14 protein-coding genes are annotated in these 13,171 nt (G+C 72.1%); 7 read left to right on the top strand and 7 right to left on the bottom strand.

Going from position 1 to position 13,171, the window contains the following annotated elements; all coding sequences use genetic code 11:
* Nucleotides 1–12 precede the first annotated feature (12 nt).
* The gene (locus ACO2Q3_RS05660) at nt 13–1,170 is read left to right on the top strand and encodes an HlyD family secretion protein (protein WP_423305560.1); all 1,158 of its coding nucleotides are present in this window, start codon (nt 13–15) and stop codon (nt 1,168–1,170) included.
* A gap of 216 nt (nt 1,171–1,386) precedes the next feature.
* Here ACO2Q3_RS05660 and ACO2Q3_RS05655 read toward each other — a convergent pair whose 3' ends face one another.
* The 7 genes from ACO2Q3_RS05655 to ACO2Q3_RS05625 form a co-directional block, all read right to left on the bottom strand.
* The gene (locus ACO2Q3_RS05655) at nt 1,387–1,794 is read right to left on the bottom strand and encodes a YciI family protein (protein ID WP_423305559.1); all 408 of its coding nucleotides are present in this window, start codon (nt 1,792–1,794) and stop codon (nt 1,387–1,389) included.
* Between the two features lie 84 nt (nt 1,795–1,878).
* Complete coding sequence (locus ACO2Q3_RS05650; RefSeq protein ID WP_423305558.1) at nt 1,879–2,070, bottom strand: hypothetical protein; 192 nt, start codon at nt 2,068–2,070, stop codon at nt 1,879–1,881.
* A 95-nt stretch (nt 2,071–2,165) separates the two neighbouring features.
* On the bottom strand, nt 2,166–3,287 hold the full coding sequence (locus ACO2Q3_RS05645) for a YeiH family protein (RefSeq protein ID WP_423305557.1): 1,122 nt from the start codon (nt 3,285–3,287) through the stop codon (nt 2,166–2,168).
* Between the two features lies 1 nt (nt 3,288).
* Entirely contained in the window at nt 3,289–4,224 is a 936-nt protein-coding gene (locus ACO2Q3_RS05640; RefSeq protein WP_423305556.1) for a hydroxyacid dehydrogenase, read from the bottom strand.
* Nucleotides 4,221–5,240 (bottom strand): Ldh family oxidoreductase, encoded by a 1,020-nt coding sequence (locus ACO2Q3_RS05635; RefSeq protein WP_423305555.1) that lies wholly within the window; start codon nt 5,238–5,240, stop codon nt 4,221–4,223. Before ACO2Q3_RS05635 ends, ACO2Q3_RS05640 begins: the two co-directional genes overlap by 4 nt.
* A gap of 10 nt (nt 5,241–5,250) precedes the next feature.
* Nucleotides 5,251–6,426: a UxaA family hydrolase gene (locus ACO2Q3_RS05630; protein WP_423305554.1), complete on the bottom strand. Its 1,176-nt coding sequence runs from the start codon at nt 6,424–6,426 to the stop codon at nt 5,251–5,253.
* Nucleotides 6,427–6,440: 14 nt separating this feature from the next.
* Nucleotides 6,441–6,728 (bottom strand): UxaA family hydrolase, encoded by a 288-nt coding sequence (locus ACO2Q3_RS05625; protein WP_423305553.1) that lies wholly within the window; start codon nt 6,726–6,728, stop codon nt 6,441–6,443.
* A 143-nt stretch (nt 6,729–6,871) separates the two neighbouring features.
* Here ACO2Q3_RS05625 and araD point away from each other — a divergent pair, with 143 nt between their 5' ends.
* The 6 genes from araD (at nt 6,872) to ACO2Q3_RS05595 (ending at nt 13,091) form a co-directional block, all read left to right on the top strand.
* Nucleotides 6,872–8,608, top strand: coding sequence for an L-arabinonate dehydratase (araD, locus tag ACO2Q3_RS05620; RefSeq protein WP_423305552.1), 1,737 nt, complete (start codon nt 6,872–6,874; stop codon nt 8,606–8,608).
* Between the two features lie 26 nt (nt 8,609–8,634).
* The gene (locus tag ACO2Q3_RS05615; RefSeq protein ID WP_423305551.1) at nt 8,635–9,438 is read left to right on the top strand and encodes an HpcH/HpaI aldolase family protein; all 804 of its coding nucleotides are present in this window, start codon (nt 8,635–8,637) and stop codon (nt 9,436–9,438) included.
* 14 nt (nt 9,439–9,452) lie between these two features.
* Entirely contained in the window at nt 9,453–10,340 is an 888-nt protein-coding gene (locus ACO2Q3_RS05610) for an aldose 1-epimerase (RefSeq protein WP_423305550.1), read from the top strand.
* On the top strand, nt 10,337–11,203 hold the full coding sequence (locus ACO2Q3_RS05605) for an SMP-30/gluconolactonase/LRE family protein (RefSeq protein WP_423305549.1): 867 nt from the start codon (nt 10,337–10,339) through the stop codon (nt 11,201–11,203). The genes ACO2Q3_RS05610 and ACO2Q3_RS05605 overlap by 4 nt, the downstream gene beginning before the upstream one ends.
* Before the next feature lie 7 nt (nt 11,204–11,210).
* Nucleotides 11,211–11,996, top strand: coding sequence for an SDR family NAD(P)-dependent oxidoreductase (locus ACO2Q3_RS05600; protein ID WP_423305548.1), 786 nt, complete (start codon nt 11,211–11,213; stop codon nt 11,994–11,996).
* A gap of 276 nt (nt 11,997–12,272) precedes the next feature.
* Nucleotides 12,273–13,091 carry a phytanoyl-CoA dioxygenase family protein gene (locus tag ACO2Q3_RS05595; RefSeq protein WP_423305547.1) on the top strand — a complete coding sequence of 273 codons (819 nt, stop codon included), beginning with the start codon at nt 12,273–12,275 and terminating at the stop codon, nt 13,089–13,091.
* The last annotated feature ends 80 nt before the right edge of the window (nt 13,092–13,171 follow it).

The raw sequence follows: 13,171 nt of genomic DNA, 5'->3' as shown, positions 1-13,171 counted from the left end.
GCGAGTATCAAGATGACCGACGCCACGCTGGATGACGCCGCCTTGCGCGACGCCGCCGTCGATAGCCCCGCCGCCACGGCCAAGCCGAAGCCCCGGGCCCTGCCGTTCTCCAACCGCACGCTGCTGGCGGTGGGGACCGCGATCGCGGTCGCCGCGGGCGGGGCGCTCTACATCGTCAGTCCGAAGGCGTCGGAGACCACCGACGCGGCCTATGTCCAGGCCGACAGCTCGGTGGTGGCGCCCAAGGTGCGCGGGCTGGTGGCCGAGGTGCTGGTGCGCCACAACCAGGCGGTCCGCAAGGGCGACCCGCTGGTGCGCATCGACCCGGAGGAGTTCGACGCCCGCGTGGCGTCCGCCCAGGCCGAGCTGCTGAACGCCCAGGCGGCGGTGGCGGCGGCCAGGGCGGCGATCGTCTCGCTGCACGCCGAGGAGGCGCTGGCCGCCTCGAACATCCGCGCCGCCCAGACCCAGATCCGCTCGGCCGACGCGCAGAGCGAGCGGGCGCAGGCCGACCGCGCCCGCTACGACGCCCTGGTAGCCACCGGGGCGGTGGCGCGGCGCGATGCGGACACCTATCGCGCGGCGGCGATCACCGCCCAGTCCGACGCCGACCGCACCCGCGCCCAGTTCGACGTGTCCCGCAACCAGGCCGAGGTGACCCAGGCCAAGGCCGCCACGCTGGCGGCCAACCTGGCCCAGGCCGAGGCCGGCGTCGCCCGGGCCCAGGCGGCGCTGAACCTGGCGCTGCAGGACCAGTCGCACACCCTGATCCGCGCCCCGATCGACGGCGTGGTGGGCGACCGCCAGGTCGAGCCCGGCGACTACGTCCAGGCCGGCACGCGCATGCTGACCATCGTGCCGGTGAACGCGGTCTATGTGACGGCCAACTTCAAGGAGACCCAGACGGGGCGCATGACGGTCGGCCAGCCGGCCCGCATCGAGGTCGACGCCCTGCCCGGGGTGCGCTTCAAGGGCCACGTGGAGAGCCTGGCCCCCGGCTCCGGCTCGCAGTTCTCGCTGCTGCCGTTCGAACCGGGCACGGGCAACTTTACCAAGATCGTGCAGCGGGTGCCGGTGCGCATCCGCTTCGACCCCGGCCAGCCGGACCTCGCCCGCGTGCGCCCCGGCCTGTCGACCACGGTGAAGGTGAGCCTGAAGGCGCAGGGGTGACTGCGCCGCCGGCGTAACCCCTCACCCTCCCAAGGCCAGCGCTGTCGCGCCGGCCTTGGGCCCCTCCCTCTCCCCATGGGAGAGGTGGACTAAAGCGTTGCCAGCACAGAGAAAATCACCTCTCCCGGAGGGAGAGGGAGGGGCCCGCGTGACTTGCGCGAGCAAGTCGCGTGGGAAGGTGAGGGGTTCCGCCGTCGCCCGCGAACCCTCCTCCCCTCACCGCCTTTGCATCTCGGCGAACCCTTCGGCCGCCTTCTGCACGTCCTCCGGAAAGTCGCTCATCTCCTGCACCTGGCGGATCTCGATCACCTCGTTCTCCGAGGCGGGGCAACGGCAGGCCCAGGCGATGGCGTCGGCGCGCGAGGGCACGTCGATCATCCAGTAGCCGCCAAGCACCTCCTTGACCTCGGCGAAGGGGCCGTCGGTCACCAGCGGCTTGCCGCCCTTGAAGCTGACCCGGGCGCCGGACGAGGGCGGATGCAGCCCATCGAGCGCCAGCAGCACGCCCGCCTTCTGCAGGTCCTCGTTGAACTTCATCATCGCCGCCACGGCCTCGGCGGTGGGCATGGCGTCGGGCGGCGCGGTCTCGTAGCCGCCGGGGATCATCAGCATCATGAAGCGCATCGGTGTTCTCCTGGGTGGTCCATGATCGCATGACGCGCCAGGAGGCGACGGGCCGACGTTTTCGCGGCGACTTTTTTCAGGCCTTCACGCCCATCGCAGCCGCGGGATCGGCGAGTCCGCCCGGCGGTGGCGGAAGATGTCGAGGGCAAGGCCCGGCCGCACCAGGAACAGCGCCAGCCACACGGCCAGCACCCCGGCGTAGCGGATCGCCCCGAGCAGGCGCTGGGCCGGGCTGCGGCGGTAGAGGGGCAGGGCGATGGAACAGGTCGGGGCCATGGGGCGTCTCCTTGAGGGCCCGGGCACTCTGCGGCGGCGGTGCGACAGAAACGGACGTGGTTGAGCGGGGCTTGGCCATCCGCCCTGCCGTTATTTCAGTGGAAGAGCAGCACCGCCGCCAGCACGAGGCCACCGATCCACAGGGTCTCCAGCACCATCAGCGCCACCGGCCGCCAGCCCACCGCGACCAGCGCCTTGAACGAGGTCTTCATGCCCAGGGCGGCGATCGCCGTGACCAGGCACCAGCGCGAGACCTCATTGGCCGCGTCGGTGGCCGGCTTGGCCAGCAGGCCGAAGCTGTTCAGCGCCACCAGGGCGGCGAAGCCCAGCAGGAACATCGGCACCGGCGGCTTGGGGCCGGCCGCGGCGCCGGCGCCGGCCGCGCGGCTGGCGATGAAGGCGACGGTGAACACCACCGGCAGCAGCATGGTCACCCGCAGCAGCTTCACATAGGTGGCGATGTCGCCGGTCTGCGGCGAGATGGTGTAACCGGCGCCCACCACCTGGGCGACGTCGTGGATGGTGCCGCCCAGGAAGATGCCGGCGCGCACATGATCCAGGCCGATCGCCGTGGCGAACAGCGGGTAGAGGATCATCGCCAGGGTGGAGAGGGCGGTGACGGTGACCACCGTCAGGATGGTGTCGCGCTCGGAGTCCGCGTTGCGGGGCAGCACCGAGGCCACCGCCAGCGCCGCCGAGGCGCCGCAGATGCCCACCGCTCCGCCGGACAGCACCCCGAACGACCGGCTCTGGCCGAAGGCCTTCGACGCCAGCCAGCCCAGGCCGATGGTGCTGGTCACGCCGACGATCACGGTGGCGATCGGCATGACCCCGAGGCCGAGGATCTGCGCGGCGGTGATCCGCGCGCCCAGCAAGGCGACGCCGAGGCGCAGGATGGCCTTGGACGAGAACTCGATGCCGGCGATGCAGCGGCCTTCCTCGTGCAGGAAGTGGAAGGCCATGCCGAACAGCAGGGCGAACAGCATCACCGGGGCGGTGTAGTGCGTGGAGAGCCAGGTGGAGGCCAGGGCGATGGTGGCGGCCACCAGGAAGCCCGGCCAGACGGCGCGAACCAGCGTCTCCCCGGGCAGGGGCCGGCGCTGCGTCGGCGTCGCGACCGCGGTCGCGGGCGCCGGAAACGGCAGGCCCTCCATGGCGTCGAACGACTGGAACAGCTGCTGGGCGGCGGCGGTGTCGGTCTGGGTGTCGGTGGCCATGCTAGAGCGCCTTCAGGACAGCCAGCACCGCCTCGGCGGTGACCCGGCTGACCCGCACGTTGGACTCCTCGGTCACCCCGGCGATGTGCGGGGTGAGGATCAGGTTCGGCGCGCCGGCGAACACCGCGCCCGACTCGGCGGTGACCGGCTCGGTCTCGAACACGTCCAGCGCCGCGCCGCCGAGCTTGCCGGCCCGCAGCGCCGCGACCAGGGCCGCCTCGTCCACCACCCCGCCGCGCGCGGCGTTGATCAGGATGGCGTGCGGCGCCATCCGCGCCAGGGCGGCGGCATCGACCATGCGCCGGGTCTGGTCGGTGAGCGGAACGTGCAGGCTGACCACGTCGCAACTGGCCAGCAGGTCGTCGAGGGCCAGCGGCCGCACGCCGGTGGTCGCCCAGATGACGGACCTGGCGGGCACGAACGGGTCGAAGGCGGCGACGCTCATGCCCATGCCCTGCGCCTTGGCGGCGGTCAGCCGGGCGATGGCGCCGAAGCCCACGAGCCCCAGGGTGCGGCCGGCCAGCTCGCCGCCGATCAGGTCCATGCGCGGCCAGGCGCCGGCGGCCACGCGGTCGCTGGCGAACCAGGCGCGGCGCAGCAGCATCAGGGCCGCGGTGATCACGTATTCGGCCACCGACAGGTCGTTGGCGCCGGTCGCCGGCCGCACCGCGACGCCCCGCGCCTGGCAGGCCTCGACGTCGATGTTGTCCAGGCCGACGCCCAGCCGGCCGACCACCTTCAGGCGCGGAGCCTGGGCCAGCAGCGGGCCGCGGACCTGGGTGCGGTTGCGGACGATCAGCGCGCGGCAGTCGGCCAGGGCGGCGGCCAGCTCGTCCGGCCGGTCGACCAGGCCGGGGTCGTACAGCACGTCGCGCCCGGACAGCACCTGGGCGACGGCGGCCTCGTCCATGAACTCGCTGATGACGATCTCGCTCATGCGGTCTCCCGGCCGGCGGCGAGGCCGGCGATCTGGTCGTGGAGGGCGGCGGGAATGGAGAGGCCCTCGGCGCCCGCCTTGGCCCGCAGCGCCAGGCGCCGATCGCCGGGCAGGCGCGCGCCATCCTCGGCCACCGCGGCGGCCAGTGTGGCCATGCGGGGGGCGAAGCCATCGCCGGCGAAGTGGCCGGGATCGAGGGCGATCAGCAGCTGGCCCATCCGCGGCGGCCCGCCCTCGGCGTCGAGGAAGGCGCTGGCCTCCCAGCCGTAGTTCGCGCCGGCCAGGGCGGCGCACAGCACCTCGACCATTAGCGCCAGGGCCGAGCCCTTGGCCCCGCCGATCGGCAACAGGGTCCCGGCGAGCGCCGCCGCAGCGTCGGTGGTGGGTTCACCGTCGGCGTCGACGGCCCAGCCGGGCTCGATCGGCTCGCCCCTGGCCTTGGCGGAGACGATCCGTCCTCGCGCCACCACCGACAGCGCCATGTCGATCACCAGCGGCGCCCGGCCGGGGATCGGCGCGGCGAACGCCAGCGGGTTGGTGCCCATCCGCGCCCGCGCCGCGCCATGGAAGGCCATCGCCCGGGGCGTGTTGGAGAAGGCGAACGCCACCAGCCCCAGCTCGGCCAGGCGTTCGACGTGCCGGCCGGCCTGGCCGAAGTGGTGCGAGGCGAACACGGCGATGGCGGCGGTCCCCGCCTTGGGCGCGAGCTCGGCCAGGGTATCGATGGCAAGGTCGATGGCCGGATAGGCGAAGCCGGCGCCGGCGTCGATCCGCCGGGCGGCGGGCGCATCGCCGATCAGGCGGGGAACCGCCCGGCCGTCGACCTTGCCGACCCTGGCCTGCGCGGCATAGCTCGGCACGCGGGTCAGGCCGTGGCCGCCCTGTCCGTCCGCCTCGGCCGCCACCAGGGCGCGGGCGGTCGACCGGGCGTTGTCCGGTGAGGATCCACTGGCTTGAAGGGCCCGGGCCGCCAGCCGCTCGGCGTCGTCCAGGCTCAGTCTCACGGTATCGGCCACCGGTGAACTCTTAGGCGCTGCGGTAGAGCTTCGTCATCACGAATTCCCGATGTCCGAGCGCCTCGGCGGCGGTGGAGCGGCCGTTGGCGGTGCGCGCGATCATGTCGATCAGCGCGTCGCCGGCCTGGCTGATGGTCATCTCCCGGCGGACGATGCCGGAGACATCCAGGTCCACGTGCTCGCTCATCAGCCGCACGGTGCGCGGGTTCCCGGTCACCTTGATCACCGGCATGATCGGGTTGCCGATGACGTTGCCCTGGCCGGTGGGGAAGATGTGCACCACGTAGCCGGCGGCGGCCTGCAGGGTGCAGCACTCCGCGGCGGCGGACGAGGTGTCCATGAAATAGAGCCCGGGCCCCTTGGCCGGCGCCTCGGCGGGCTCCAGCACGTCGATGTACTTCACCTGTTTGCCGATCTTCTCGAGGTTGCCCAGGGCCTTTTCCTCGATGGTGGTCAGGCCGCCGGCGATATTGCCCTTGGTCGGCTGGCTGTCGGACAGGTCCGAGGTCTTGTGCGCCTCGATCACGTCGTCCTGATAGGCCTTCCAGGTCTTCATGAACTTCTCGCGCACCTCAGGGCTCGCGGCCCGGGCGGCGGCCAGGTGCTCGGCGCCGGTCAGCTCCGAGGTCTCGCCGAAGCAGCCATAGAGGCCCTGCGGCACGAGCTTGTCGTACATGCTGCCGACGGTCGGGCAGGACGCCAGGCCCGTGGTCGTGTCGCTCTCGCCGCACTTGGCCGCTACCCAGACATCGGTCAGCGGGCATTCCTCGCGCACCTTTTCCGAGGCCCAGTGGACGAACGACTTGGCCTTGCGCGAGGCGGCGGCGACGGTGGCGATGTCGCCGTTGCCTTCGATCCAGAAGCCGGCCACCGGCTTGCCGGTCTCGGCGATCCCGTCGACCACCTTCTGCGTCCATCCCGGCTCGATGCCGATGACGATGCAGGCGGCGACGTTCGGGTTGGCGCCCGTGCCGATCATGGTGCGGAAGTGCAGCTCCAGGTCCTCGCCGAACTGCAGCCGGCCATAGGCGTGGGGCAGGGCGATGGTCCCCTGGATGTGTGCGGCCACCGCCTCGCAGGCGGCGTTGGAGATGTCGTCCAGCGGCAGGATGGCGACGTGGTTGCGCACGCCCACGCGGCCGTTCTCGCGGCGATAGCCCCAGATCTTGCGGTCGGCGAAACTCATGATCGATCCGGCTCCTACCAGCGCTTGGTCTTCAGGTTATGGGTGTGGACGTGCTCGCCCCGGGTGATCGGGGCGACGACGCGGCCGATGTCCTCGCCGTACTTGATCACCGTGTCGCCGACCGCGAGGTCCCTCAGCGCCACCTTGTGGCCGATCGGCACGGCCTGTTTCGCCGTCAGGCGGAAGTCGCTGTCGTCCTCGGTGACCACACAGAGCATGTCCGCCCCGGCGGCCAGGTCCTCCACCACGACCACGCCGACGTTGTCGCGGTGGTCGTGCACGAGCAGATGTGGCGCGGTCACTTCACTTCCCCTATGGTGTTTTAGGTCTTATATAAGACATAACATTGCAGAAGCCTCCGAGCTTGGCAAGGCAGGCGGGGCGGGTGACGATGCGGCGTGGCGCCGAACGGCGGCGCGGCAAGGCTTTGAAGGGTGGGGACGGCATGGCGGCCAGGCGGGCCATCGAGGATTTGCGCAGCCAGCGCTGGTTCGCCTCCAGCGACATGCGCGGCTTCGCCCATCGCCAGCGCACCCAGCAGATGGGGCTGCGCCGCGAGGAGTTCATGGGCCGCCCGGTGATCGCCATCGTCAACACCTGGAGCGAGATGAGCCCCTGCCACATCCATCTGCGCGACCGCGCCGAGGCGGTGAAGCGCGGGGTGATCCGGGCGGGCGGCTATCCGGTGGAGCTGCCGGCGCTGTCGGTGGGCGAGGTGATGGTCAAGCCCACCACCATGCTCTACCGCAACTTCCTGGCCATGGAGACCGAGGAGCTGCTGCGCTCGCACCCGATCGACGGGGCGGTGCTGCTGGGCGGCTGCGACAAGTCCACGCCGGGCCTGCTGATGGGCGCGATCAGCATGGACCTGCCGGTGATCTTCTGTCCGGCCGGGCCGATGTCCAGCGGGCGCTGGCGCGGGGTGAAGACCGGCGCCGGCACCCACACCAAGACGTACTGGGACGAGCTGCGCGCCGGCAACATCACCGCCGACGACTGGATCGACCTGGAATCGCGGATGACCCGGTCGATCGGCACCTGCAACACCATGGGCACCGCCTCGACCATGACCGGCATCGTCGAAGCCATGGGCCTGACCTTGCCGGGCGCGTCCAGCACGCCGGCGGCGGATTCCGGCCACCCGCGGCTGATGTCCCTGGCGGGCGAGCGGATCGTCGAGATGGTCTGGCAGGACCTCAAGCCCTCCGACATCCTGGACCGCGCCAGCTTCCTGAACGGGGTGGTGGCCTACATGGCGCTTGGGGGCTCGACCAATGCGGCGATCCACCTGATCGCCCTGGCCGGGCGCGCGGGCGTCGCGCTGTCGCTCGAGGACCTGGCCGCCGAGGCCAAGCGCACGCCGGTCTGCGCCAACCTGTTCCCCTCGGGCGAGCACCTGATGGAGGACTTCTTCTTCGCCGGTGGCCTGCCGGCGCTGCTGGCCAAGCTGCAGGACCGGCTGGACCTGTCGCGGCCCACCGTCGGCGGCCAGAGCCTGGGCGAGATCCTGGGCCAGGCGCAATGCTTCGACGACGACGTGATCCGCGGGCCGGACAATCCGGTCGTCCCGCTGGCGCGCGGGGCGACCCTGGCCCTGCTGAAGGGCAACCTGTGCCCCGACGGCGCGGTGATGAAGTCCAGCGCCGCCGAGCCGCGGTTGCTGAAGCACGCCGGCCCGGCCCTGGTGTTCGACAGCCACGCCGAGCTGTCGGCCCACATCGACGACCCCGACCTCGACATCACCGCCGACACGGTGCTGGTGCTGAGGAACGCCGGCCCCGTGGGCGCGCCGGGGATGCCGGAGTGGGGCAATCTGCCGATCCCGAAGAAGCTGCTCGCGCAGGGCGTGCGCGACATGGTGCGCCTGTCCGACGCGCGGATGAGCGGCACCCACTACGGCGCCTGCATCGTGCACGCCGCGCCCGAGGCGGCGGTGGGCGGGCCGCTGGCGCTGCTGCGCACCGGCGACCTCGTGGCGCTGGACGTCGCGGCCGGGCGGCTGGACATGCTGGTGGACGACGCCGAGCTGGCCCGCCGCCGGGCGGCCTGGACCGCGCCGGCCTCCCCTTACGCACGCTCTTGGACGGCGCTCTATCAGCAGCACGTCACCCAGGCGCCGGAGGGTTGCGACCTCGACTTCCTGGCCGGGCGCGAGCCCGTCCCCGAACCGCCGATCTTCTAGACGACCCCTGACGCACGGACCCACCGATGACCCAGACCGCCAACCGCTTCCATCGCTGGTTCGCCGAGCCCGGCCCGCGACCGCCGCTCGGCACCTGGCTGATGTCGGCCGCACCCTCGACGGCGGAGGCCATGGGCCACTGCGGCTTCGACTTCCTGGTGGTCGACATGGAGCACGTGCCGATCGGCGTTCCGGAGACGGCCTCGATACTGCGCGCCATCGCCGGCACCCCGGCCGAGCCGCTGATCCGCCTGGCCTGGAACGACCAGGTGCTGGTCAAGCGGGTGATGGACGCCGGCGGCAAGACGCTGATGTTCCCGTTCATCCAGACCGCCGAGGAGGCCCGCGCGGCGGTCAGCTACACGCGCTATCCGCCCCAGGGGGTGCGCGGGGTGGCGGCGGTGCACCGCGGCTCGCAGTTCGGCCGCGCGCCCGACTATCTGAAGACCGCCAACGATCAGGTCTGCGTGATCCTGCAGCTGGAGACCCCCGAGGCGGTCGAGCGACTGGACGAGATCGCCGCCACGCCCGGCGTCGACGCCCTGTTCCTGGGCCCGGGCGACCTGTCCGCGTCGATGGGCCGGATCGGCGAAATCGCCCATCCCGAGGTGCAGGGCCTGATCGCCCACGCCGCCAGGGCGGCGGCGCGCGCCGGCAAGCCGATCGGCATCGTCGGACCCAATCCAGAGATGGTCGGCGGCTTCCTGGGCATGGGCTACACGTTCGCCGCCGTGGCCTCCGACATGGCGATGATGACCGGGCGGGCGGTGGAGTGGCTGGCCGCGCTGCAGGGGCGGGTGCAGGCGGCCGAGCCCGCGGCCGCCTATTGAGCCTCGCGGTGGCCATGGCCGAGGCCGAAGCCCGCGCCGCCCCGCTGATCCTGCGCCACGGCGACTGGGTGGCCGGGCTCGCGCCCGAGGTGGGCGGGGCGATCCTGTCGCTGCGCCGCGCCGGCCGCGACATCCTGCGGCCGACGCCGACGATCGACGCCGGCGACGTGCGCCGCAGCGCCGGCTTTGCCATGGTCCCATTCGCCAACCGCATCGACGGGGGGCGGCTGGTCTGGGCGGGACGCGAATGGCGCCTGCCGCGTGACCCCGCCGATCCGCGCCATGCCCTGCACGGCGTCGGTTGGCGCAGGCCGTGGCGCGTCGAGTGGGCGGTGACCAGCCGGGCGAGCCTTGTTTTCGACCATGCGCCTTGCGAGGACTGGCCCTTCGCCTTCCGCGCGCGCCAGCAGCTGGCGCTTTCCGACCAGGGGCTGAGCGTGACGCTGTCCATGACCAACACCGGCGCCGATCCGGCGCCCGCCGGCCTCGGCCTGCATCCCTATGTCGTCGCCCCGCCGGATGCGGTGCTGACCCTGGCGTGCGCCGGGCGCTGGAGCAACAGTCCGGACGGCCTGCCGGCCGCCCGCGAGCCCGACGTTGCCGGGCGCTTCCTGCGCGGCCTGCCGCTGGCCGACGCCAGGCTGGATCACGACATCTACGGCTGGGGCGGGTCGGCGCGGGTGACCGCTCCCGACGGATCGGCGACCATCGTCACCGGCGATGCGGTGTTCGGCCATCTGCGGCTCTACACCCCGCCGGACGGCGGCGCCTGCGCCATCGAGCCGGTGACGCACATGGCCAACGCCGCGCACCGGATGCACGAGCCCGACCATGGCTTGGCGGTGCTGGCGCCCGGAGAGACGCTGCAGGGGACCGTGCGCATCGTGGTGGCCGGCGCATGAGCGCCTCGCCGTTCCGCGTGGCGCTCGCGGTGGGCGCGGCCCTCGGCGAGGGGCCGGTGTGGTCGCTTGCCGAGCAGAGGCTGATCTTCCTCGACATCGACGGCAATCGGCTGCACCGCTTCGATCCGGCCAGCGGCGGCCATGAGAGCTGGGCCCTGGCCGAGAACGCCGGCTGCATCGCCCCGGCCAGGGATGGCGGCTACATCGCCGGCATGCGCTCGGGCCTCTGGCGGCTGGACGCCGAGGGCCGCCAGACCGTGAAGCTGGCGGACAATCCGGCCGATCCGGCCGTCAGCCGCTTCAACGACGGGCGCATCGACCCGGCCGGGCGCTTCGTGCTGGGAACCATCGACGAGAAGAAGACCGGCGGCATCGCCGCCCTCTACCGCTGGGACCGGCGCGGGCTGGCGACGCTGGCGACGGGCCTGATGACCGCCAACGGCACGGCGTTCTCGCCGGACGGGCGGACCCTGTATCACTCGGACACGCCGCGCTTCGTCATCTGGGCCTGTGACTACGACCTGGCCACCGGCGCGGCGACGGGCCGGCGCGCCTTCGCCCGGCTGGATCCCGATGCGGCGGACAAGGGCCGGCCGGACGGCGCGGCCGTGGACGCCGACGGCTGCTACTGGTCCTCGCTGTGGGAGGGCGGGCGGCTGCACCGCTACGATCCCGACGGCGCCCTGATGGCCGCCTATCCACTGCCGGTGCGCCGGCCGACCATGCCCTGCTTCGGCGGGCCGGACCTGAAGACCCTGTTCGTCACCACCGCCCGCAGCCCTGACGGAACCGGCGGCGATCTCTACGCCATGCCGGTGGAGACGCCGGGCCTGCCCTCGACCCCCTTCGATCCGGACGCCTGACCGCCGCATGCCCTCCGCCGACATCGCCGACCGCCCGCGCTACGACACCGTCCGCTACGCCTCCCTGGCCGGACGCTCGGTGCTGATCACCGGCGGCGCCTCGGGCCTCGGCGAGGCGATGGTCGAGGCGTTCGCGGCGCAGGGCGCGACGGTCGCCTTCGCCGACATCGACGAGGCGGCCGGCGCGGACGTCGCCAAGCGCACGGGGGCCGCCTTCCACGCTTGCGACGTCACCGACATCGCCGCGCTGCGCCGGACCATCGCCGCGGTCGAGGCGGCGCAGGACGGCATCGGCGTGCTGGTCAACAACGCCGGCAAGGATGACCGCCAGGCGCTGGCCGAGATCGAGCCGGAAAGCTGGCGGCGGCTCATGGGCCTCAATCTTGATCACCAGTTCTTCGCCACCCAGGCGGCCGCGCCCGGCATGGCGGCGCGGGGCGGCGGCTCGGTGATCATGCTGGGCTCGGTGTCGTGGATGCGCGGGCGTCCGGGCATGGCCGCCTACACCACCGCCAAGGCCGCCATCAACGGCCTGACCCGCACCCTGGCGCGGGAGCTGGGCGAGGGCGGCGTGCGGGTCAACTGCATCGTCCCCGGCGCCATCCTCACCGAGCGCCAGCAGCGCCTGTGGCTCAATCCGGAGCTCGACCGCCAGTTCATCGAGCTGCAGGCCCTGAAGTTTCGCCTGACCGCCCAGCACGTGGCGCGCATGGCCCTGTTCCTGGGCTCCGACGAGAGCGCCGGCTGCACGGGCGCCAACTTCCTGGTCGATGGCGGCCTGACGCAGAACTGAGGCGGCGGCTGGCCTGGCCCTCCAACCCTATTCCACTGTCATCCCGGATTCCGCGCAACGGATGTCCGGGACGGCGGCAAGCGCCGGCGCTTGCTACGGCGTGTGGGCGTCAGCGTTTCCGGCGGTCCCGGACAAGGCGCTGACGCGCCTTTCCGGGATGACAGCAGGAGGGGTAAGCGGGTCCTTCGCCAGCGGCAGATTTTCAGAACGTGATCTGATTTTGCCTTGCCACCGCCCTCTGCCCGGCCGACGATCCAAAAAAAGGGAGGATCGGCCATGGGCGCGATCTTTGGGGGCGCGATCACGCAAGCCGACCGCGAAGCCTATGCCCGCGACGGCGTGGTGTTCCTGACGGGCGCCCTGGACGCCGACGCTGTCGCGGCGGCGCAGGCGGCCTGGGACTGGAGCCTCGCCCATCCCGGGCCGGGCGCCACCCGCTTCGCCCAGGCGACCGAGGGGACCTTCTACAACGACCTCTACAATCCCGACTGCCTGACCGGCTATCGGGCCATGCTCGAGGCTTCGCCGATCCCGGCTCTGGTCGCCGACCTCTGGGGGCGGCCCGAGGTCTGGTTCATGTACGAACAGGTGTTCCTCAAGGAGGGCGGCGAGGCGCGGCGCACCCCCTGGCACCAGGACAGCTCCTATCTGGCGGTGGCGGGCGACGACCTGGCGGTGGCCTGGATCACCTTCGACCCGGTGGCCAAGGCGGACTCGCTGGAGTTTGTGCGCGGCTCACACCGGGGGACGCTGTTCAACGGCTCGCGCTTCGAACTGGGCGACGACACCGCGCCGCTCTACCCCAACGCCGACCTGCCGCGAATGCCGGACATCGAGGCCGACCGGGTGGCCTGGGACATCGTCTCCTGGGCGGTGAAGCCCGGCGACCTGATCGTCTTCCATCCGGCGACGCTGCATGGCGGCGCGGCGACCCACGGCGGCCGTCGACGGCGGACCCTGACCCTGCGCTTCTTCGGCGAGACCGCCGTCTACGATCCCCGGCCCGGGCGGCCGGGACCGCGGGTCGACGGCTTCCATGCGCGGATGAAGGCCGGCGATCCGTTCCGCGATCCCTCGTTCCTGCGGCTGCGGTAGGCGCGCGCTTCCATCTCCCCCATTCTGTCATCCCGGAATGGGCGTCCGCCCATATCCGGGACCGCTGGAAACGCCGATGC

Origin of the sequence: Caulobacter sp. KR2-114, assembly GCF_049446115.1 — a bacterium.
GTDB lineage: Bacteria > Pseudomonadota > Alphaproteobacteria > Caulobacterales > Caulobacteraceae > Acaudatibacter.
Note: the sequence above shows the minus strand (reverse complement) of the source record. Positions and strands in the feature narration are given on the sequence as shown.